This window comes from Pseudolysinimonas sp., from assembly GCF_039912695.1.
GTDB lineage: Bacteria > Actinomycetota > Actinomycetes > Actinomycetales > Microbacteriaceae > Pseudolysinimonas_A.
This window is the reverse complement of the sequence record NZ_JBDSPJ010000013.1, coordinates 21,460-42,115: the sequence shown is the minus strand read 5'-3', so window position 1 is coordinate 42,115 and position 20,656 is coordinate 21,460. Positions and strand designations below refer to the sequence as shown.

Sequence of the window (20,656 nt, the reverse complement as noted above, 5' to 3'; positions counted from 1 at the left end):
ACTCGACGGCACGCCAGCCAGCGGTACTCGCCCCCCCAGGGTCAACCCGATGCGGGGCCGGGTCGTGCGCGACGGCGACACTGTCGCCAGCGCAGGAAACATCGCCAACCTCATCACGATCGCCCGGATGCTGCTGGCCCCGGTCTTCCTGATTCTGCTCCTTGTTGACGACGGCGAACTCGGCTTTCTGCGGTTTGTCGCCGGCGGGCTGTTCATCCTCGCTTCCGCGACCGACGGCGTCGACGGCTTCCTCGCTCGCCGCCTTCACCTTGTCACCGACGCCGGAAAGTTGCTCGACCCGATCGCCGACAAGGTCCTCATCGGCGCAGCGCTGATCGGGATGTCGATCCTCGGCGAACTGCCGTGGTGGGTGACGATCGTCATCATGGTGCGCGAGGTGGGCATCACCGTGCTGCGACTGGTTGCCCTCAAGGATCACGTCATCGCCGCGTCGATTCTGGGCAAGATCAAGACCTGGGTTCAGATCGTCGCGATCTCGTTTGCGATCATCCCGCTCTGGACCTTCTTCGGCGAGAGCACCCACCCCGCCTTCAACGTTGTCGACATCGTGCTGATGACTCTCGCGGTGATCGTCACCCTGGTGAGCGGCGCCGAATACCTCTGGTCGGCCTGGAAGGGTCGCCCCGCCGCCCGTACCGCTCCGTGACCGCCGCGGCGGTGGTGGCCGCACTCGTCGAGCGTGGGCTGACTGTCGCAGTCGCCGAGTCGCTCACCGGCGGCCTGGTCGTCGCCGAGCTCGTGTCGGTTCCGGGTGCCTCCGCGGTCGTCCGGGGCGGGATCGTGGCGTATGCGACCGACCTGAAAGCCCAGCTGCTGGGAGTTGATGCCTCCCTCTTGGAACGGGAGGGCGCCATCCACCCCCTGGTCGCGGAGCAGATGGCGTCGGGAGTGCGCGCGCGGCTGGGAGCTGATATCGGCCTCGCCACGACCGGCGCGGCCGGCCCAGACGCGCAGGATGGCCATCAACCGGGAGAGGTCTGGCTCGGGATTTCGACAATCGCGGGCACCCGTTCGCAAGGACTCCGGCTGTCGGGGGACCGTGCAAGCATCAGGCAACAAACGGTGGATGCTGTGGTGCGACTGTTGCTCGAGGAACTCGCGGAATAGTCGGCGTTTCGATCCTGTTACAGATCGTGTCGTCCCAGCGTTCACCAATGGGAGGGCAATTAGAGTTGGCCCAATCGGTCGGGTAGCGTTACCACTCCGACCCGGAACCCGTGAGGGCTCCGAAGACACTGTGAAGGAGGAACACCATGATCCTGGTCCGTCAAGAAATCGGTGACGTCCTTCGTGATTTTCGCCTCCAGAAGGCGATGACCCTTCGCCAGGTCGCGTCGCGCGCCTCCGTCGCGCTCGGCTACTTGAGTGAAGTAGAGCGCGGGCAGAAAGAGGCTTCGAGCGAGATTCTCGCGTCGGTTGCCGATGCCCTCGACACCCCGATCTCGGTCATCATGCGCGAGGTGGGCGACCGCCTCGCCGTTGTCGAAGGTGTGACCTTCGACCCGCGTGTCACGGTTCCGGACACTCTGCCCGACGATCTGATCGCGGAATTCGACGCCGACCTCGCCGTTCGCTAACGCTGGCCGCGAAACTCAAGCCTCCGCAGCTCAGACTCTGAGACTCAGCCCCTGAAACTCAGCGAGTTCACCCGAGCCGTTCATGACGAGTTCGGCGCCTTCGGTGCCGTTCTGCTTCGCGACACCGTGATCGTCGAGCTGGGCAATCGCACGGCCGAGCAGGCTCTCGCCGCCGGCATGCCTGCCCGCGGAGTGTGGATCGCTCTGTGTCGCGTTCAAGACGTGCCGCCGGATCGCTGGCACGGCGCCGGTCGGCCGAAGCCGACGCGCGGCTGACCGCACAGCGGCGGCGGCATTCGACACGCCGTCTCGGATGTATCGAACATGTGTTCGGTTCGGCGTAGTCTCCTTCTCAACGTCGTTCGAAGACGAGTTGTGCACGTTTGGGCCCGTCGGTCCCGGTTGATGTCGGTACCGAGGCATAGCGTCGCACTCGTCGGAACAACGACTAGCCCTGTCGCGATATCGCGAGCCTTGCATCACCGGCTCGCGAAGGAACGGCAGCCGATGGGCGCACCATCATCGGGACACTCAGTTTGCTGACAGATCCCGCCGAACTAAGAAGGAGACCGCAATGCCTACACCTGCAGACCGCGAGAAGGCCCTTGAAACCGCCCTCGCCCAGATCGACCGTCAGTTCGGCAAAGGCAGCATCATGCGCCTGGGCAGCGACGACCGAGCCCCCGTTGCGGTCATCCCGACCGGATCGATCGCCCTCGACGTTGCCCTCGGCATCGGCGGCCTCCCGCGCGGCCGCATCGTCGAGATCTACGGTCCGGAATCCTCGGGTAAGACGACCCTGACGCTGCACGCGATCGCGAACGCGCAGAAGGCGGGCGGCATCGCGGCGTTCATCGATGCCGAGCACGCGCTCGACCCCGAGTACGCGAAGAAGCTCGGAGTCGACATCGACTCCCTCCTGGTGTCGCAGCCTGACACGGGTGAGCAGGCTCTCGAGATCGCCGACATGCTCGTGCGGTCCGGCTCGATCGACCTCATCGTCATCGACTCGGTCGCGGCGCTCGTGCCCAAGGCCGAGATCGAGGGTGAGATGGGCGACGCACACGTCGGCCTCCAGGCCCGACTCATGTCGCAAGCGCTGCGCAAGCTCGCGGGTGCGCTCAACCAAACGCAGACCACGATGATCTTCATCAACCAGCTCCGCGAGAAGATCGGCGTGTTCTTCGGCAGCCCCGAGACCACCTCAGGCGGCAAGGCGCTCAAGTTCTACGCCTCGGTACGACTCGACATTCGTCGCATTGAGACGCTCAAAGACGGGCAGGATGCCGTCGGCAACCGCACCCGCGTGAAGGTCGTCAAGAACAAGATGGCCCCGCCCTTCAAGCAGGCCGAGTTCGACATTCTGTACGGCACCGGCATCTCGCGGGAAGGCAGCCTGATCGACTACGGGGTCGATCAGGAGATCGTGCGCAAGTCGGGCGCTTGGTACACCTACGACGGAGACCAGCTCGGTCAGGGCAAAGAGAACGCCCGCAGCTACCTGCTCGAGAACCCGGCGATGGCCGACGAGATCGAGAAGAAGATCCTCACCAAGCTGGGTGTCGGTGCCGCGGCGAAGGCCGAAGCAGCCTCCAACGTGGCGGCCATCGCTGCCGGGTCGGCAGCGGGCGCCAAGGCCGCCGCCGCGAACCTCGCAGCCAGCGCACCGGCCGACGTAGCCGCCGATTCGGCTGACGAGTTCCCCGTGCTCAAAGCAGCAGGGGAGTAGCCGACATGGACCGGCTCGATGACACCCGTGGCGAAAGACTTGCACGCGTCTCGTACCTTCCGGGTTTTCAGCCCGTCGAGGCGAGTGCGGTTGACGCAAGCACGAGCGAGGCAGTCACTCTGGAGGCAGTCACTCTGGGGGCTGCCACTCTGGAGGCAGACGCTCTCGACACGGTGTCGTCGCGCCGGTCGGCTGTTCGCGCGACAGCTGTCCCACCCGACGACCGCGCTCCGCTGAGTGCTGCCCATCACGTGGGGATCAGCGCGCTCGCGCGACGCGGCATGTCCCGACGTGAGATGGAACGTCATCTCCGTGATCGCGAATTCGAAGAATCCGAGATTTCCGACGAGCTTGCCCGACTTGAACAAGACGGCTATCTCGACGATGTCGCGCTCGCCCAGAACCTGGTCGGAACCCTCCAGGAACGCAAAGGACTCGGGCGCTCCGCGATCGCCGCGGAACTCACCCGGCGCCTGCTGGCGCCCGCGGCGATCGAATACGGGCTCGAGCTGATCGACTCCGGCGACGAACTCTCCCGCGCACGTGAGATCGCGATCAAACGTGCCGGCCAGCTTCGAGATCTTGACCGGGAGACGGCAGTTCGACGGCTGAGCGCGTACCTCGCGCGGCGAGGCTACGGCGGAAGCACGATCCGGGCCGCCGTGGAACAGGCGATTCCTCGCTCGAACCGCCGCAGCGTAACTTTTGGTTGACAGTGGTCCCCCGATAAAGTGAGTTCCATGAACGCACGACGCACTCTCGCAACCGCATCCGCAGCCCTCCTGCTCCTCGCCTCACTCACGGCCTGCTTCGGCATCCCGACTCCCGGTACCGGCGGAGGTACGGGTGGAGGCACTGGCGGAGGCACGACCACCACCACCACCAGCATCAGCGGCACCACCTGGACGGGAACAGATTCCGACGGCGACACCTGGAGCCTCGAATTCCAGCCCGACCACACCATTGGGCTGCAGTACGACGCCGGCGCAAAGTTTGACGACACCACCGACGTCTGGGCTCAAAGTGGCACGGGAGTCACCGTCCACGTTGAGTTCACCGACGGCAACATCGACATGACTGGCGTTTACGACGGCAGCAGCGCGATGACGATGAGCGGTAGCTTCACCGGCGGTTCCTTCACCCTCCCGCTCGTCAAGAGCTGACCCAAGATCACAGCACCCAGGAAGGGGTCGGCCGCATGGCCGGCCCCTTCCGCCATTCCTGACGCCTAGAATTTCGAGCATGACCTTGCTCGCGCCGTCATCCTCGGATGCGCCGTCATCCCCGGATCCACGGGCGATCGGCCGCACCTATGAGGTGCGCACCTTCGGCTGCCAGATGAACGCGCACGACTCCGAGCGCCTGTCGGGTTCCCTCGAGGCGGCGGGCTACGTGCGCGCCGACGGGGGAGTCGCGGATGTTGTCGTGATCAACACCTGCGCGGTGCGGGAAAACGCGGACAACAAGCTGTACGGCACCCTGGGCCACCTCGCGAGCATCAAGCGGGAACACGAGGGGATGCAGATCGCCGTCGGGGGCTGCCTTGCCCAGAAGGACAAGTCGGTCATCCTCGACAAGGCTCCCTGGGTCGACGTCGTGTTCGGCACTCACAACATGGGTTCACTTCCCACGCTGCTTGAGCGGGCTCGGCACAACGACGAAGCGCAGATCGAAATTCTCGAGTCGCTCGATGTCTTTCCGTCGACTCTTCCCGCACGTCGGGATGCCGCACACAGTGGTTGGGTGTCGATCTCGGTCGGCTGCAACAACACCTGCACGTTCTGCATCGTCCCGTCCCTGCGCGGTAAAGAGAAAGACCGGCGGCCCGGCGACATCCTGTCGGAGATCGAAATGCTCGTCGCCGACGGGGTCATCGAGATCACGTTGCTCGGCCAGAACGTCAACTCTTACGGGGTCGAATTCGGCGATCGCTTGGCGTTCGGCAAACTGCTGCGCACGGTCGGCGAGATCGAGGGCCTTGAGCGAGTGCGGTTCACCAGCCCGCATCCGGCTTCCTTCACCGACGACGTCATCGATGCGATGGCCGAGACCCCGAACGTGATGCCTCAGTTGCACATGCCCCTGCAGTCAGGCTCTGATCGGGTGCTGAAGGCCATGCGTCGGTCCTATCGGGCTCAGAAGTTTCTGGGCATCCTCGACCGGGTTCGCGACCGGATGCCCCATGCCGCCATCTCGACCGACATCATCGTGGGCTTCCCGGGCGAGACCGAGGAGGACTTCGCCGAAACCCTTCGGGTCGTCGAGCAAGCCCGCTTCGTCTCCGCGTACACCTTCCAATATTCGGTTCGCCCAGGAACGCCGGCGGCCACCCTCCCCGATCAGATCCCCAAGGCAGTCATTCAGGAACGCTACGAGCGTCTCGCCGAGCTTCAGGAGCGCATCTCGGGCGAGGAGAACGCGAAGGTCATCGGCACCAGCGTCGAAGTTCTCGTGGCCGGAGAAGGGCGTCGGGATGCCGTGCGCGGCACCGAGGCGACCACCCGAATGTCGGGCCGATCCGAAGACAACCGCTTGGTGCACTTCGATGTCCCCGCGGACGGCCTCGCCCCGCGTCCGGGCGATGTCGTGAGCGTCGTCGTGACGCAGGCGAAACCGCACTTCCTCATCGCGGCACCCGCCGACGGCGTGCTCGCCGTCCGTCGCACGCGCGGCGGCGATGCCTGGGACCGCGCTGAAGCGGCGTCGTGTGCGGTTCCTGCGACCCCGTCCTCCGGCGGAGCCATCAACCTCGGTCTGCCGTCATTCGGCGCACCGCTGCTCGGAACGCGTCCCGCTGGTCACTGACGCCGCCGCCCGCCTCGTCGCGATCGTCGGTCCCACCGGAACCGGCAAGTCGGCGCTCGCCCTCGACCTCGCCGAACGGCTGCGCGCGACCGGTCGGGATGCCGAGATCATCAACGCCGACGCGATGCAGCTCTACCGCGGCATGGATATCGGCACAGCGAAAGTTCTGCCCGCCGAGCGCCGCGGCATCCCGCACCACCTCCTCGACGTTCTGGAGCCGCGCGACGAGGCGAGCGTCGCGCGCTACCAGACGGTTGCGCGAGCCGTGATCGACGAGATTGTCGAACGAGAAGGCGTCGCGATCCTGGTCGGCGGCAGCGGGCTCTACGTCTCAAGCGTGCTCTACGACTTCCAGTTCCCGGGAACCGATCCGCAGATTCGTGCCCGGCTCGAAGCCGAGCTCGAGTCGGCGGGACCCGGCATTTTGCACCGTCGACTTCGCGAGGTCGATCCGGCTGCCGCCGAAGCCATCGGCCCGGCGAACGGGCGACGGCTGGTGCGCGCCCTCGAGGTCATCGAACTCACCGGCGCGCCGTTTGGCGCAGGCCTCCCGGAGGAGACCCGGTTGTGGCGGCCCAGTGTGACGATCGGCTTTCGGGTCGAACGCGAACGCTTGGTGCAACGCCTCGACGCGCGCGTGCTCGCGATGTGGCGCGACGGGCTGGTCGCCGAGGTCGAGCGGCTGCTTCCTGCCGGGTTCGGAGTGACAGCGAGCCGCGCGATCGGCTACGCGCAGGCGACCGCGCAGCTGCGAGGCGAGCTGACGGAACAGCAGGCGATCGAGCAAGCGGCAGCGCTCACCCGTCGATACGCGCGTCGTCAGGTTGGCTGGTTCGGCAGGTACCGCCAGACTCGTTGGCTCGAAGCAGACGCTCCCGATCGAGTGGATGCCGCCCTGGCGGCGGTCGCTAGACCTGCGGACTAGCCTTTCGTACGTGACCACCGAGATCGCCTTTACCAAGGGGCACGGCACCGGCAACGACTTCGTGCTGTTCGCCGACCCCGAGGGCGCGATCACCCTTTCCCCCGACGACCTGGCGGGCCTTGCCGACCGTCATTTTGGGATCGGTGGGGATGGCATTCTGCGTGCGGTGCGCTCGACGCGGCTCCCGGAGGGTGCGGCTGCTCTCGCCGAAGATCCGGCCGCCGAATGGTTCATGGATTATCACAATGCCGACGGCAGCACGGCCGAGATGTGTGGAAACGGCATCCGCGTGTTCGGTGCGTATCTGGTCGCCCAAGGTCTGCTCGACCTCAAGGTCGGCAGCACCGTCGCGATCGGCACGCGCGGGGGAGTTCGGCACCTGTCGCGCCGGGCGGATGGGTACGAAGTCGACCTGGGGCCGTTCGTGATTGCGGGCGAAGCGATGGTCGCAGCCAACGGGCTTCACGTCGATCGCCCGGGGCTCGCTGTCGGTGTCGGCAATCCTCATATCGTGGTCGCCCTCGCCGATCGTGCCGAACTCGACGGGCTGGAGCTCGGCACGGCTCCCGTCGTTACTCCGCCGCCGCCGGACGGCGTCAACGTGGAGTTCGTCGTGCCCGCGGATCCGCTCGTCGAGAACGGCAGTGGTCGCATCACCATGCGCGTGCACGAGCGCGGGTCCGCAGAGACGCTGTCCTGCGGAACCGGCGCGGCGGCCGCTGCGCTTGCCACTCGGCATTGGGCGGGCGAGGGCGCTCCGGCGGCCTGGATTGTCGATGTACCGGGCGGCACCGTTCGGGTGCGCGTCGTCACTCACCCCGATGGTGATCACGTGCTGTTGAGTGGTCCCGCCGAGCTGGTATTCTCGGGAACTGTGAAGCTCGTTTGAGGTAGTCCGGCCCAGATCAGCGTGCTGTCCCGATGAGTTCAGCGCCGGATCAGGCCGAAGGCTGGATGATGTCGATGGGGGATGTTCCCCCGGAACGACGCCGGCAGCGCAGCACGCGGTAGCCCTTGTTGGTGGCCGCACGCAAGATCGCGAAGTCCTTCGGTAGTTCGGCATGGAGCCAACGCTGCAGCGAATCGGATCCGAGATTGCGTTGCACGACAAGCCAGGCATCCGATCCCGGTTCGAGTCGCGGCAGCCAATGCAGCAGCATCCCGTGCAATTCGTTCTTGCCGACTCGGATCGGCGGATTCGACCAGATCGTGGTGAACATGGTGTCAACAGGAACTTCGCTCGGAAGGCACGCCGTGATGTTGGTGATCCCGAGCTTCGAAGAATTCATGCGTACGAGATCGAGGGAACGTTCGTTGACATCGACCGCCCAGACTGTCGCACGGGGGGACTCGAGCGCGAGCGAGAGTGCCACCGGACCCCAACCGCAGCCGAGGTCGAGCAGATTGCCGCCCGGTGCCGGCGCCGGAACGTTTGCCAAAAGAACCGCTGTTCCGACATCGACTCGGTCGGGGCTGAAGACGCCGTTTGCGGTCGTCAGCTCCAGGTCTCGGCCCGCCAACCGCGCCGAGATCGTGCGGGGGACCAGCTCCCCTCCCGGGTTCGCCGAGAAGTAGTGCTCGGGAGCAGCCATGCACAGAACCTACCGAAAACCCTCGGCCTCCAGAACCACAATCCCCCAAGACCCCATCAAACCAAGAACTAGGGTGAGACGACCATGACCGACCCAGACCGCATTATCGACCGGGTGCTCGCGACCGACGAATCGCGGGGAGCCGCGGTGAGCAGATTCGGTTCCCGAAGAGCAGAGGCACTCCAGGAGGAACCCGACGGCTACATCGATGCCGACGGTGATCAACTCGATCGTGACGACCGTTCGGCGCTGCGTCGAGTCCCCGGGCTGAGCACTGAACTTCAGGATGTCACCGAGGTCGAATACCGGCAGCTGCGCATCGAGAACGTCGTGTTGATCGGCGTCTACGAGCGCGACACCGAGGACGCCGAGAACTCGATGCGTGAACTCGCCGCCCTTGCCGAAACAGCGGGTGCCGTCGTACTCGACGGGGTGTTGCAGCGCCGTCGGCGCCCCGACGCGTCGACCTACTTCGGAAAGGGCAAGGTCGCCGAACTCGCAGCGATCGTCACCGAACTCGGCGCCGACACTGTGATCGCTGACACCGAACTCGCCCCCAGCCAGCGGCGTGCACTCGAAGACCGCGTGAAGGTGAAGGTGATCGACCGCACGGCCGTCATTCTCGACATCTTCAGTCAGCACGCCAAAAGTCGCGAAGGCAGGGCTCAAGTTGAGCTCGCCCAACTGGAGTACTTGCTTCCTCGCCTCCGCGGCTGGGGTGAGTCGATGTCCCGTCAGGCCGGTGGTCAGGTCGGCGCCGGCAACGGAATGGGAAGCCGTGGTCCGGGTGAAACCAAGATCGAACTCGACCGGCGCCGCATCCACGACCGGATGTCGCGGTTGCGCAAGCAGATCAAGGGGTTCGCCCCAGCTCGCGAAGCCAAGCGCGCCAACCGGGATCGCTTCGAGGTCCCGAGTGTCGCCATCGCCGGCTACACGAACGCGGGCAAGTCGAGTCTGCTCAATCGGCTGACCCAGGCGGGTGTTCTCGTGCAGAACCAGTTGTTCGCGACCCTTGACCCGACCGTCCGCCGCAGCACGACGCCCGATGGCCGCGAGTTTACCCTCGCCGACACCGTCGGGTTCGTGCGGAGCCTGCCGACTCAGCTCGTCGAAGCCTTCCGCTCGACGCTTGAGGAAGTCGGAAATTCCGACGTCATCGTGCACGTTGTCGACGGCGCGCATCCCGACCCTGCCGCACAGCTGGCGACGGTTCGGGACGTCATCGGAGACGTCGGCGCCCGCGATCTCCCCGAGATCGTGGCGTTCAACAAGGCCGATCTTCTCGACGACGACCGGCGGATGGTGCTGCGTGGCCTTGAGCCGACGGCCGTCTTCGTGAGTGCGCGCAGCGGTGAAGGCATCGACGAATTGCGAGCACGGATCGCGGACCGTTTGCCGCAGCCGGATGTCGAACTCGATCTTCTCGTGCCGTACGACCGCGGTGAAATCATCTCGCTCGCGTATCAGATTGCCCGAGTAATCGAGACCGAGTACGAGGAAGACGGCACGCGCCTCCGGCTCTTGGCGACCGACCGTATTGCCAAGAAGATTACGGCGGCGCTGAGGGGCTGACTGTCCGTAGGGGATGTTCGCGGGCCGGTATTGCCGTCAGCCGTCGAGCTGGGATGCGTCACCGAGCGCGTGCCAGCTCCGATTGTGGTAAACCAGCGGAGTCTCCGTCTGGATGTCGGCGTGTACGGACTCGAGCGCATGAACGGCGATGACCGTGGAGTCGCCGGCCTCCATGCGATTGATCACTCGGCCCCGAATCCAGACCGGAACACCAGGGAAGTGCGGCTCTCCGGTGGGGAGTCGGCTCCAGATCGACGTGTCCGCGAACCTGTCGATTCCGCTGGTTGAGCACAGCCGTGCGATGTTCAGCTGCTGAGCGCTCAGGAGGTGGATGACGAGGGTCTCGGCGCGACGAATCGTGGGAGCGCTGAAGGAGCGGCCCGAAATCGAGAACACCATCAACGGCGGCTCGGCGCTGACCGAGAAGACGGATGACACGGTGATGCCGACCGGTCCGTCACCCGCATCGGCGGTGATGACGGCAACTCCCGCCGCGTGATGCCGGAACGCGAGTTTGAAGTCCTCCGGGCTGAGACCGGAGTCGAGCATGTCGACGCGGCCCCCGTTCGGAGCAACCGAGGCGTTCGGAGAAACCGGGGCGCTCGGAGAAACCGAGGTGACATCCTCGAGCCGGTGCCAGTGCACGCTCACCGGGCCTGCCCCGCGAGCTCCTGGCGAACGATGTCTGCACCGGCGCTGAGCGCGCCGAGCTTCCCGCGCGCGACGTGCCGGGGCAGCGGAGCCATGCCGCAGTTCGTGCTCGGGATGAGTTTGTCCGCGTCGACGAACTGCAGTGCCTTCCTGAGGGTATCGGCGACCTCTTCGGGCGACTCGATCGTCTCGCTTGCCACGTCGATGGCACCGAGCATGACCTTCTTGCCCCGGATCAGTTCGATGAGTTCCATCGGCACATGGGAGTGCTGGCATTCCAGCGAGACGATGTCGATCGCGGACTGCTGCAGGAGAGGGAAGGATTCCTCGTATTGCCGCCACTCCGACCCCAGGGTCGCCTTCCAGTCGGTGTTCGCCTTGATCCCGTAGCCGTAGCAAATGTGCACAGCGGTTTCTGCGCGCAGCCCTTCTGCCGCGCGCTCCAGGGCTGCGACTCCCCAGTCCTTCATCTCATCGAAGAAGACGTTGAACGAGGGCTCATCGAACTGAATGATGTCGACCCCTGCGGCCTCGAGTTCTCGCGCCTCCTGATTGAGAATCGTCGCGAACTCCCACGCCAGGTTCTCGCGGCTCTTGTAGTGGCGGTCGTAAAGCGTGTCGATCATCGTCATCGGGCCCGGGAGTGCCCACTTGATGGGCTGGTCGGTCTGCTGGCGCAGGAACTTCGCGTCCTCGACGAACACCGGCCTTTCGCGGCTGACGGCACCGACGACGGTCGGCACGCTCGCGTCGTAACGGTCGCGGATGCGAACCGTCTCGCGCTGCTCAAAATCGACACCGCTGAGATGCTCGATGAACGTCGTGACGAAGTGCTGGCGGGTCTGCTCCCCGTCGCTGATGATGTCGATGCCACCCCGTCGCTGCTCCTGGACGGCGATCCGCAGGGCATCCTGCTTGCCCTCGGCCAGGGCGTCGCCCTCCAACGTCCACGGCGACCACAGGGTCTCCGGCGTCGCGAGCCACGACGGCTTCGGCAGGCTGCCGACGATCGAGGTGGGAAGGAGGGTGCTCATGCGACGGGCACCGCGTAGTCCGCCGCCCACCGCTCGAGCACGTCCCGATGGGGCGTGATGAAATGCTCCTCGGTATACGCGCCCTGCGTGGCCGCGAGCTGGCTGCGCTCGATGCGGTCGTACTCAATGTGCGTCCGGGAGTAGTCCTGCTGCTCGAGGCTCGGCCGGTAGATCCTGGGGGCCGCCGAGTTCGCGTTGTAGAGCTCCGGTCGGTAGATCCTCTGGAACGTCTCCATCGTGCTGATCGTGCCGACGAGCTGCAGATCGGTGTAGTCGTTCACGAGGTCGCCGCGGAAGTAGAACGCGAGCGGCGCCACGCTGCCGGGGGGCATGAAGAAGCGCACCGTAAGGCCCATCTTGCCGAAGTACTCGTCCGTCATCGACAACTCGTCCTGCTCGTATTCGACGCCGAGGACCGGATGGTGGTTCCCGGTTCGCTGGTACGTCCGGCTCGTCGAGACGCTGATGCAAATCACCGGTGACTGTGGGAAACGCTCCCGGTAGGCCTCCGAGTCGACGAAGTGCTGGAACAGTTTGCCGTGCAGATCGCCGAAGTCCGCCGGGATGCCGGATCCCGCGGCCTTCGCGGCAGGCAGAACGACGCTGAAGTCGTAGTCGCGCACGTACGACGAGAAATTGTTGCCGACGATCCCCCGACGGCGCACTCCGGTCAACAGATCGACGATCTGGATCTCGAGCATCTCGATCACCGGGAACGCCTGGTCGGTGCCGTCCGCGGTGAACCGCACCTCGACCGAGATGATGTCGAGCTCGACGTCGTAACGGAGCCCCGTCGGGTTGTCCCAGTGTGCGAGCTCGTTGAATCGGCGGGTCATCATCGTCAGCGCATTGCGGAGGTTCTGCTGACGGTGCTCGCCGCGGGCGAGATTGGCGAAGTTCGTGGTGGCGCGAGTGCCGCCCGACGGTTCGTAGTCTTCGTCGAAACGTGTCGTGGTGATGGTGAACGTGAAGGGGTTCGTCATGCGTGCACTTCCGGTCGTGGTGGGCCGAGGAGCCGTGCGGAAGACGGTCAACTCATCGTGCGGGTGGATCGCGGCTATCGGGTAACTCGCTAGGGCTATGCGTTGCTATAGCCTGGAACTATGTCTCGGGTCTCGAGCGCCATCACGCTCCAGCAGCTGCACTACTTCGTCGAGGTCGCAGCGGAGGGGTCGATCAGCGCCGCCGCCGATCTGCTCTATGTCGCCCAGCCGACGATGTCAGCAGCGATGAAGGATCTCGAGACACGGGTGGGCCGCGCCCTCCTCGTTCGCTCGGCCCGAGGGGTCACGCTCACCGCTGACGGGGCCGAGTTCCTCGGCTACGCCCGGCAGGTCATCGAACAGGTCGCGCTCCTCGAGCACCGCTACCTCGGTCGGCCGTCACGACGGCTGCTCGGGGTGTCAACGCAGCACTACTCGTTCGCGGTCGACGCGTTCGTGCGCATGGTGAAGGCGAGCGATGTGGCCGAGTACGAGTTCTCTCTGCGGGAAACCCGCACCTGGGACATCATCGAGGATGTCCGAACGCTCCGGAGCGAACTCGGCATCCTCTACCGCAACGACTTCAACCAGAAGGTCATCGACAAACTGCTGCGCGACTCCGGGCTCTCATTCCACCCGCTCTTCGTGGCCTCGCCGCACATCTTCATCTCCCGCACGAATCCGCTCGCCTCACGGGAACGCGTCACCCTCGCCGATCTCGCCGAGCTGCCACGACTCACCTTCGACCAGGGGGCGAACAACTCGTTCTACTTTGCCGAGGAGATCCTCTCCACCCTGTCCAGCACTCGGGAGATCCGCGTCTCTGACCGCGCAACCATCTTCAGCCTCATGATCGGACTCGACGGCTACACGATCTCGACGGGCATCATCAGCGACGACCTCGACCCGGAGATCGCCGCTATCCCGCTCGACGTCGACGAACGCATCGAGATCGGCTGGATCGGCCACTCCGCGATTCCGCTCACCGAGCAGGCGCAGCGCTATCTCGCTGAAGTGCGGACCGTCGTGGCGGAGTTTGGCGTCGCGCTGCTCGGCTGACCGACGTCGATCGCGGGTCTTCTCTGTATCCGCAGGTAATCTCGCGGGATGCGGCTAGCGGTGCACGACTCCATAACCGGGGATCGCGTGGCTGTGCTCGTGCACGGCATCCAGTCCGATCACCGCGCCTGGCACCGGGTCGCGGCCGCGCTCCACGAGGACGGGTTCCGCGTTGTGACCGTCGACCTCGCCGGGCACGGCGTCAGCCCGCGATCACGGCGGTACTCCCCGGCGGCGTGGGCGGATGACGTGGTCGAGTCGCTCGAGCCGGTCGTCGGCGACGGCATCGACCTGCTGGTCGGCCACTCGCTCGGCGCTCTCGTCGCCTCCAGGGTCGGGGATCGCATCCGCCCCCGCGCCGCTGTGTACATCGACCCGGCGTTCGGCTTCCCGCGCGGGTTGCATGGGATCGCGCTCAAAGCGGTGTTTGCGCTCTCACCGCGGCCGAACGGGTGGACCCTCCGGCGCCTCAACCCGCGCTGGGGCGATGACGATGTCGACCTGGAACTAGCGACCCTCGCCCTCTGGGACCGGCGCACGCTGTTCGGCTTCACACGTACGAGTGCGCTGAGGCCGCCCGACTCCCTCGTGGCGCCGTCGCTCGTTGTGCTCGCCGAGCGCAGCATGCTGATCGGCGTCCGCGACGAGGCCGCGCTGCGCGAGCTCGGAATGACGGTGGAACGGGTGCCCGTGGCGGGCCATACCGTCTTCCGCGACGACCACGCCGCGTTCATGATGTTGCTGCGGGACTGGGTGGCTCGACACGCGCCACGGGGAGCCCGCGCCGACGACGGCTCGGACCGACCGTAGGCCGGCGAGGGCTCAGACCGAGCGCAGCACGGCGACGAGTTTGCCGAGGATTTCGGCATCGTCACCGAGGATCGGCTCGAACGCAGAGTTACGCGGCAGCAGCCAGGTGTGGCCGTCACGCTGACGGAAGACCTTGACGGTCGCCTCGCCATCGAGCATCGCCGCGACGATTTCACCGTTCTCGGCAGACTTCTGCTGCCGAATGACGACCCAGTCGCCGTCGCAGATTGCCGCGTCGATCATCGACTCGCCCACGACTTTGAGCATGAACAGGTCGCCCTTGCCGACGAGCTGACGGGGGAGCGGGAACACTTCGTCGATCTGCTGGTCGGCGGTGATCGGGATGCCCGCCGCGATGCGGCCGACGAGCGGCACCATGGCAGCGTCGCCGACGGCGATGCCCGTGTCCGTGGTGTCGAGCCCCGGAAGTTCAATGAGCACCTCGAGGGCACGCGGCCGGTTGGGGTCGCGACGGAGATAGCCCGAGAGCTCGAGTTGATTGAGTTGATGGGTCACACTCGACAGCGAGGCGAGACCCACAGCATCGCCGATCTCGCGCATGCTCGGCGGGTAGCCCCGGCTCGCCACGGAGCGTTGGATCATCTCGAGAATCGCCATCTGCTTCTCGCTGAGTGACGTACGTCGGCGCGTGCTGGGACGTTCCTCGCTGTCGCGGATCGTGTCGTCCATAGTGCCTCCTTGGCGGGATGTCGGTGGCGGGTGATCAAATCATCCCGCGATCGAAACTGTATCCGTTTCGAGCCGTTCCGACAAACATTTGTTCGAGTGTGTCGTCCGATTTGCAACCGAAACGTTGTGGAGGGGTTGAACATATGTTCGATCGAATGTATGTTCGGAACACAGATTCGCTTCCCGGACCTCCGGCCCGGCCGCCTGGGGTTCGGGAAGCGAGACCACAACCAGCAGTTTCCCCAAGAAATAGGCAGGAGCAGAGATGACCACGGTGACGCTTTCGAGCAACACGGGCGTGCTGGGTTTCTCGACGCGCACGGCCACCCCCCGGCCCGCGGCGTCCCGGCTCCGCCTCACCCGGCGCGGCCGCGTCGTCTTCACGACGATCGCGGCTGCGCCGTTGGTGGTGCTCGCCCTGTTCTTCGGCCTGAATGCCGGGGGAGCGGCCGCGACGCAAGACTCCTCAACGCACGACTCCCCGGCCCAGTACCTCACCTACCTGACGGTCGACGGCGGGCAGTCCCTCTGGGATCTCGCCGCCGAAGTCGCGCCGAACGCCGACCCCCGCGAGTTCGCGGCTCAGATCGTCGCGCTCAACCAGCTCACGACATCCGAGATTCACCCGGGCCAGCGTCTCGCGATCCCGGCAGAGTACGCGCACTAGCGTTCCGCAGAGTCGCTCGCCGAGCCCCCGCGGCTCGGGTCGCGCGGCTGCTCAGTAGACTCGCGCGGTGGCGTCACTCTCCGATCTCCCGCTGCGCGATGACCTTCGGGGCCTCTCCCCGTACGGTGCTCCTCAGGAGCCGGTGCGTTACGCATTGAACGTCAACGAGAACACGCACCCGATCCCTGAGGCTGTCGCTCGAGACATCGTCGAGTCGCTCGCCCACGCAGTTCTGGGAGCGAACCGTTACCCCGACCGCGAGTTCACCGAGCTTCGCGAGGCCTTGGCCGGATACCTCAACACCGGACTGGATGCCGAACAGCGGTTGGGCGCCGACCAAATCTGGGCGGCGAACGGGTCGAACGAAATCATCCAGCACGTGCTGCAAGCGTTCGGCGGTCCGGGTCGCAGCGCTCTCGGCTTCCCGCCCACCTATTCGATGCATCCGATCATCGCCTCGGGGACCGGGACGACCTGGGTCACGGCGCAACGCGATGCCGGCTACGCGATCTCGCCCGAGACCGTCGTCGCGGCGATCGAACGCACCGATCCCGATCTCGTGTTCCTGTGCGCCCCGAACAACCCGACCGGCACGCCTCTGCACCTCGACACGATCGCGGCTGCCTATGAAGCGAGCCGCGGGATGGTGTTCGTCGATGAGGCGTATGCGGAATTCGTGCCCGACGACATCCCGAGCGCCTTAACACTGCTGCCCGGTCGTGAACGGCTGATTGTGTCGCGCACGATGAGCAAGGCCTTCGCGTTCGCGGGCGTTCGGGTCGGCTACCTCGCCGCCGACGCTGCCGTCACCGATGCGCTGCGACTGGTGAGGTTGCCCTACCACCTGTCAGCGCTCACGCAGGCGGCTGCTCTTGCCGCCCTGCGTCACGCACCGGAGATGCTGGCGATGGTTGACGAGATCCGTGAACAGCGCGACCGGATGCTGGCCGAACTCCCGGTGCTCGGCTACCGGGCTCACGAGAGTTGGGCCAACTTCGTGCTGTTCGACGGCTTGACCAACCCGAAGGCGACCTTCGAGGCGCTGTTCGCCCGCGACATCCTGATTCGGGATGTCGGCCTGCCGGGCGCGTTGCGCGTCACGGCCGGTACCGAAGAGGAGACGACCTATTTCCTCAGCGCGTTGGCCGACCTCGGACCGGGTGGCGCCGCCTAAGCTCCAGCTATGGCCTCCCGCACTGCGAAAGTCTCGCGAAAGACCAGCGAGTCGACGATCGAGCTCAGCCTCGACCTCGACGGCACCGGCACCTCGTCGATTGACACCACGGTGCCCTTCTTCGACCACCTGTTGACGGCTTTCAGCAAGCATTCCCTCATCGACCTGACCGTGAAAGCGACAGGCGACACCGACATCGACGTGCACCACACGGTCGAAGACACCGGAATCGTGCTCGGCCAGGCGATCAAGCAGGCGCTCGGCGACAAGGTGGGAATCGGCCGGTACGGTGACGCGCTCGTCCCGCTCGACGAGGCGATTGTTCAGGCGGTCGTGGATGTCTCCGGGCGTCCGTATCTCGTTCACACCGGGGAACCCGACGGGTTCGCGCACCACCTGATCGGTGGGCATTTCACCGGGTCGATGGTGCGGCACGTGTTTGAGGCGATCGCGTTCAACGCTGGCCTGACGATCCACATCACCGTGCTCGGCGGTCGTGACCCGCACCACATCGCCGAAGCAGAATTTAAGGCCTTTGCACGCGCGCTTCGCCAAGCGGTGCAGCACGACGCACGGGTGACCGGGATCCCGTCAACCAAGGGCGCCCTGTAGCCGTGGCTGCCCAACTGTGACGTTGAAACGACCTGCCGTTGTCGTCCTCGACTACGGCTCCGGAAACGTGCATTCGGCCGCCAAGGCGCTTGAGGCGGCCGGTGCCCGCGTCGAGCTGACCGCCGACCGCACCCGGGTGGCCGAGGCCGACGGCCTCGTGGTTCCCGGGGTGGGCGCCTTCGCGGCTGTCATGGGGGCACTGAACGACGTGCGGGGTGGCGAGCTGATCGAACGCCGACTGGCCGGTGGGCGTCCCGTGCTCGGAATCTGCGTGGGCATGCAGGTGCTGTTTGACCGCGGCATCGAGCGCGGCACCGACACAGAGGGCCTCGGCAACTGGCCGGGCGTCGTCGACGAACTTCACGCCCCGGTGCTGCCGCACATGGGGTGGAACACCGTCGAAGCTCCGGAGGATTCGGCGCTGTTTGACGGCATCCGCGATGAACGTTTCTACTTTGTGCACTCGAACGCGGCTCGCAACTGGAGCCTCGACCCGTATGGAGCTTTCGCACCTCCGAAGGTCACCTGGGCCGATCACGGCGGGCGTTTTGTCGCCGCGGCCGAGAACGGCCCGCTGTCGGCGACCCAGTTCCACCCCGAGAAGTCGGGGGATGCCGGTCTTCGCCTGCTGGCCAACTGGCTGGGCACGCTGTGAGAACCGACGGTCGGACGACCATCGGCGCTGGGGTCGCAGCTAAGGCGCGAAAGCGCCTTAGCTCAACACTCCACCGCGCGATACGTTCGCGCTCTAGTACGCTCACTGTCTCGTGACCGAGTTCAACACCGCGCCCCAACTCATTCTGCTTCCGGCAGTGGACGTCGCCGACGGCAAAGCCGTGAGGCTCACGCAGGGCGAGGCGGGCAGCGAGACGTCCTACGGCGATCCGGTCGAGGCAGCCGACAACTGGGTCAGCCAGGGCGCTGAATGGATCCACCTCGTCGATCTGGATGCCGCCTTCGGTCGCGGCAACAACCACGCAGCCATCCGCAAGGTCATCAAAAACACGCCGGGGCGCGTCAATATCGAGCTGTCAGGCGGCATCCGCGACGACGCGTCGCTCGAAGCCGCGCTGGCTACCGGGGCCAAGCGCATCAACCTCGGCACCGCCGCCCTGGAGAACCCGGAGTGGGCAGCCCACGTCATCGCCGAGTTTGGGGATGCCGTAGCGGTCGGCCTCGACGTGCGGGGCACGACTCTCGCCGCCCGCGGCTGGACGGAGGAGGGCGGCGATCTCTGGCAGGTGTTCGATCGCCTCGAGGCCGCCGGCTGTTCACGCTACGTCGTGACCGACGTCACGAAGGACGGCACCCTCAAAGGACCGAACCTCGACTTGCTCGCGCAGGTGTGTGCGCGCACCGACAGACCGGTCATTGCCTCGGGCGGTATTGCGACCCTCGACGACATCTCGGACCTTCGCCGACTCGTGCCACAGGGCCTCGAGGGTGCGATCGTCGGCAAAGCGCTCTACGCGGGTGCGTTCACGCTCACCGAAGCGCTCGACGTCGCGGGCGACTGAGTCCCGCCCGTGAGCCACGCCGACTCAGCCGGCATCCCGTTCGACGGGCGTTCGTTCCAGACGAACGACAACGCGGCGGATGACGGCTCGGCCGACGCGCTCCTGATCGAGACCGTGCGCCGTTTTCGCGCGCACGACCTCGGGATGACCGAGGTCGTCGCGGCCCTGGCTTCCGCCCGTGTGTTGGTGCCGCTGCTGGCCGAACGCGGTGACGAGGGCGTCGGCGCGCACGGACAGCTCGTCGACAAGACCCAGGAACTCTCGCTGGTCACCGTCGAGGGCCCAGACGGTCGGTCGGTGCTTCCGGTCTTCTCGTCGGTCGACACGATGCGCGCGTGGAACCCGGTCGCCCGCCCGATTCCGGTCGCCGCAACCCGTGCTGCTCTCTCGGCGGCGGCGGATGACGTCGGCGCCATCGTTCTCGACCCCGGCTCGCCGACCGAGGTCGCGATCCGTCGCACCGCATTTCAGCAGCTCGCCGCGGCAACGCGCTTCACTCCCTGCTTCCTCGATGAGGGAGTGCTCGCGGCATTCTTGGTCGCCTCAGAATCGGAACCCGCCGTGCGCGCCGTCCAACTCGCGCCCGGCGACCCTGATGCGCGCCTCGCCGGTCCCGAACTCCTCGTGCACCTCACGCTCGACGCGGGGCTCGACAGCGAACAGTTGGATGCTCTCCTCACCCGTCTCGGCAACGCTTGGGCGGCATCGGAGATGATCGCCGATCGCGTCGACTCGATCGCCGTGCGTCTGGAGAGTCTCTAAGACCCGACGAGAACCGATCAGGTGACCGGGCCGGTCCACTTCTCGCCCGGACCGGCGCCGATCGCGTCGGGAACGGGGGAGGCTTCACGGAACGCGAGTTGCACTGATCGCAGGCCGTCGCGCAGAGCACGGGCGTGGTGATCCCCCAGGTGCGGAGCGGCGGCGATGACGAGGCCGGCGAGGGCATCGATGAGCTTGCGCGCCTCGTCGAGGTCGGGCTTGGCGTCAGGTCCGTCGGCGAGGCCACACTGAACGGCGGCCGCTGACAGCAGGTGAACCGCGACGGTGTTGATGACCTCAACCGCGGGAACTTCGGAGATGTCGCGAACCTCGGGCTCGACCTCATCCAAATGCTGCCCGAATGCGCCCTGTGTCATCTCAAAGTCCTCTGCTATGCTCATCCGGGCTCCGAGGCCATCTCCTCGGAAACGAAGTGGAGAATCCTCCCACCCGGTAGTCCTCAAGATTATCGG

At 65.9% G+C, this 20,656-nt stretch carries 25 protein-coding genes; 19 read left to right on the top strand and 6 right to left on the bottom strand.

Annotated elements, in window-relative coordinates; genetic code table 11:
* Positions 1 to 49: 49 nt before the first annotated feature.
* From pgsA to dapF, 10 genes are all read left to right on the top strand, one after another.
* The gene (gene pgsA / locus ABIR17_RS04115) at positions 50 to 667 is read left to right on the top strand and encodes a CDP-diacylglycerol--glycerol-3-phosphate 3-phosphatidyltransferase (protein WP_348003089.1); all 618 of its coding nucleotides are present in this window, start codon (positions 50 to 52) and stop codon (positions 665 to 667) included.
* On the top strand, positions 664 to 1,128 hold the full coding sequence (locus ABIR17_RS04110; protein ID WP_348003088.1) for a CinA family protein: 465 nt from the start codon (positions 664 to 666) through the stop codon (positions 1,126 to 1,128). The genes pgsA and ABIR17_RS04110 overlap by 4 nt, the downstream gene beginning before the upstream one ends.
* Positions 1,129 to 1,274: 146 nt before the next feature.
* On the top strand, positions 1,275 to 1,598 hold the full coding sequence (locus ABIR17_RS04105) for a helix-turn-helix transcriptional regulator (RefSeq protein WP_348003087.1): 324 nt from the start codon (positions 1,275 to 1,277) through the stop codon (positions 1,596 to 1,598).
* Positions 1,599 to 1,649: 51 nt separating this feature from the next.
* The gene (locus ABIR17_RS04100; protein ID WP_348003271.1) at positions 1,650 to 1,874 is read left to right on the top strand and encodes a DUF3046 domain-containing protein; all 225 of its coding nucleotides are present in this window, start codon (positions 1,650 to 1,652) and stop codon (positions 1,872 to 1,874) included.
* A gap of 298 nt (positions 1,875 to 2,172) precedes the next feature.
* Positions 2,173 to 3,327: a recombinase RecA gene (recA, locus tag ABIR17_RS04095; protein WP_348003086.1), complete on the top strand. Its 1,155-nt coding sequence runs from the start codon at positions 2,173 to 2,175 to the stop codon at positions 3,325 to 3,327.
* A gap of 5 nt (positions 3,328 to 3,332) precedes the next feature.
* Positions 3,333 to 4,040, top strand: coding sequence for a regulatory protein RecX (locus ABIR17_RS04090; RefSeq protein WP_348003085.1), 708 nt, complete (start codon positions 3,333 to 3,335; stop codon positions 4,038 to 4,040).
* Positions 4,041 to 4,067: 27 nt separating this feature from the next.
* On the top strand, positions 4,068 to 4,490 hold the full coding sequence (locus ABIR17_RS04085; protein ID WP_348003084.1) for a hypothetical protein: 423 nt from the start codon (positions 4,068 to 4,070) through the stop codon (positions 4,488 to 4,490).
* A 79-nt stretch (positions 4,491 to 4,569) separates the two neighbouring features.
* Positions 4,570 to 6,132, top strand: coding sequence for a tRNA (N6-isopentenyl adenosine(37)-C2)-methylthiotransferase MiaB (gene miaB / locus ABIR17_RS04080; RefSeq protein WP_348003083.1), 1,563 nt, complete (start codon positions 4,570 to 4,572; stop codon positions 6,130 to 6,132).
* Positions 6,122 to 7,057: a tRNA (adenosine(37)-N6)-dimethylallyltransferase MiaA gene (gene miaA / locus ABIR17_RS04075; protein WP_348003270.1), complete on the top strand. Its 936-nt coding sequence runs from the start codon at positions 6,122 to 6,124 to the stop codon at positions 7,055 to 7,057. Before miaB ends, miaA begins: the two co-directional genes overlap by 11 nt.
* On the top strand, positions 7,020 to 7,946 hold the full coding sequence (dapF, locus tag ABIR17_RS04070; protein ID WP_348003082.1) for a diaminopimelate epimerase: 927 nt from the start codon (positions 7,020 to 7,022) through the stop codon (positions 7,944 to 7,946). The genes miaA and dapF overlap by 38 nt, the downstream gene beginning before the upstream one ends.
* A 49-nt stretch (positions 7,947 to 7,995) precedes the next feature.
* Here the strand turns inward: dapF and ABIR17_RS04065 are convergent, their stop codons facing one another.
* A complete protein-coding gene (locus ABIR17_RS04065) occupies positions 7,996 to 8,649 on the bottom strand; it encodes a methyltransferase (protein WP_348003081.1) in 654 nt (217 codons plus the stop codon).
* Positions 8,650 to 8,733: 84 nt separating this feature from the next.
* Between ABIR17_RS04065 and hflX the strand changes: the two genes are divergently transcribed.
* Positions 8,734 to 10,224: a GTPase HflX gene (gene hflX, locus ABIR17_RS04060; protein ID WP_348003080.1), complete on the top strand. Its 1,491-nt coding sequence runs from the start codon at positions 8,734 to 8,736 to the stop codon at positions 10,222 to 10,224.
* Positions 10,225 to 10,260: 36 nt separating this feature from the next.
* Here hflX and ABIR17_RS04055 read toward each other — a convergent pair whose 3' ends face one another.
* The 3 genes from ABIR17_RS04055 to ABIR17_RS04045 form a co-directional block, all read right to left on the bottom strand.
* Complete coding sequence (locus ABIR17_RS04055) at positions 10,261 to 10,773, bottom strand: flavin reductase family protein (protein ID WP_348003269.1); 513 nt, start codon at positions 10,771 to 10,773, stop codon at positions 10,261 to 10,263.
* A 98-nt stretch (positions 10,774 to 10,871) separates the two neighbouring features.
* Positions 10,872 to 11,909 carry a methionine synthase gene (locus ABIR17_RS04050; protein ID WP_348003079.1) on the bottom strand — a complete coding sequence of 346 codons (1,038 nt, stop codon included), beginning with the start codon at positions 11,907 to 11,909 and terminating at the stop codon, positions 10,872 to 10,874.
* Positions 11,906 to 12,892, bottom strand: coding sequence for a putative oxygenase MesX (locus tag ABIR17_RS04045; protein ID WP_348003078.1), 987 nt, complete (start codon positions 12,890 to 12,892; stop codon positions 11,906 to 11,908). Before ABIR17_RS04045 ends, ABIR17_RS04050 begins: the two co-directional genes overlap by 4 nt.
* Before the next feature lie 120 nt (positions 12,893 to 13,012).
* Here ABIR17_RS04045 and ABIR17_RS04040 point away from each other — a divergent pair, with 120 nt between their 5' ends.
* Both ABIR17_RS04040 and ABIR17_RS04035 read left to right on the top strand, forming a co-directional pair.
* On the top strand, positions 13,013 to 13,951 hold the full coding sequence (locus ABIR17_RS04040; protein WP_348003077.1) for a LysR family transcriptional regulator: 939 nt from the start codon (positions 13,013 to 13,015) through the stop codon (positions 13,949 to 13,951).
* A 48-nt stretch (positions 13,952 to 13,999) separates the two neighbouring features.
* Positions 14,000 to 14,761, top strand: coding sequence for an alpha/beta fold hydrolase (locus ABIR17_RS04035; RefSeq protein ID WP_348003076.1), 762 nt, complete (start codon positions 14,000 to 14,002; stop codon positions 14,759 to 14,761).
* Positions 14,762 to 14,773: 12 nt separating this feature from the next.
* Here ABIR17_RS04035 and lexA read toward each other — a convergent pair whose 3' ends face one another.
* Positions 14,774 to 15,451, bottom strand: coding sequence for a transcriptional repressor LexA (gene lexA, locus ABIR17_RS04030; protein ID WP_348003075.1), 678 nt, complete (start codon positions 15,449 to 15,451; stop codon positions 14,774 to 14,776).
* 265 nt (positions 15,452 to 15,716) lie between these two features.
* On the opposite strand from lexA, the gene ABIR17_RS04025 reads away from it, so the two are divergent.
* The 6 genes from ABIR17_RS04025 to ABIR17_RS04000 all read left to right on the top strand — a co-directional run bounded on the left by ABIR17_RS04025 (position 15,717) and on the right by ABIR17_RS04000 (position 20,183).
* The gene (locus ABIR17_RS04025) at positions 15,717 to 16,118 is read left to right on the top strand and encodes a LysM peptidoglycan-binding domain-containing protein (RefSeq protein WP_348003074.1); all 402 of its coding nucleotides are present in this window, start codon (positions 15,717 to 15,719) and stop codon (positions 16,116 to 16,118) included.
* A gap of 67 nt (positions 16,119 to 16,185) precedes the next feature.
* On the top strand, positions 16,186 to 17,292 hold the full coding sequence (locus ABIR17_RS04020) for a histidinol-phosphate transaminase (protein WP_348003073.1): 1,107 nt from the start codon (positions 16,186 to 16,188) through the stop codon (positions 17,290 to 17,292).
* A gap of 9 nt (positions 17,293 to 17,301) precedes the next feature.
* Positions 17,302 to 17,904, top strand: a complete 603-nt coding sequence (hisB, locus tag ABIR17_RS04015; RefSeq protein WP_348003072.1) for an imidazoleglycerol-phosphate dehydratase HisB — start codon at positions 17,302 to 17,304, stop codon at positions 17,902 to 17,904.
* Between the two features lie 22 nt (positions 17,905 to 17,926).
* On the top strand, positions 17,927 to 18,559 hold the full coding sequence (hisH, locus tag ABIR17_RS04010) for an imidazole glycerol phosphate synthase subunit HisH (RefSeq protein ID WP_348003071.1): 633 nt from the start codon (positions 17,927 to 17,929) through the stop codon (positions 18,557 to 18,559).
* 112 nt (positions 18,560 to 18,671) lie between these two features.
* Positions 18,672 to 19,421 (top strand): bifunctional 1-(5-phosphoribosyl)-5-((5-phosphoribosylamino)methylideneamino)imidazole-4-carboxamide isomerase/phosphoribosylanthranilate isomerase PriA, encoded by a 750-nt coding sequence (gene priA / locus ABIR17_RS04005; RefSeq protein WP_348003070.1) that lies wholly within the window; start codon positions 18,672 to 18,674, stop codon positions 19,419 to 19,421.
* 9 nt (positions 19,422 to 19,430) lie between these two features.
* Positions 19,431 to 20,183: an SseB family protein gene (locus tag ABIR17_RS04000; protein WP_348003069.1), complete on the top strand. Its 753-nt coding sequence runs from the start codon at positions 19,431 to 19,433 to the stop codon at positions 20,181 to 20,183.
* A 17-nt stretch (positions 20,184 to 20,200) separates the two neighbouring features.
* Here ABIR17_RS04000 and ABIR17_RS03995 read toward each other — a convergent pair whose 3' ends face one another.
* A complete protein-coding gene (locus ABIR17_RS03995; RefSeq protein ID WP_348003268.1) occupies positions 20,201 to 20,560 on the bottom strand; it encodes a DUF1844 domain-containing protein in 360 nt (119 codons plus the stop codon).
* Between the last annotated feature and the right edge of the window lie 96 nt (positions 20,561 to 20,656).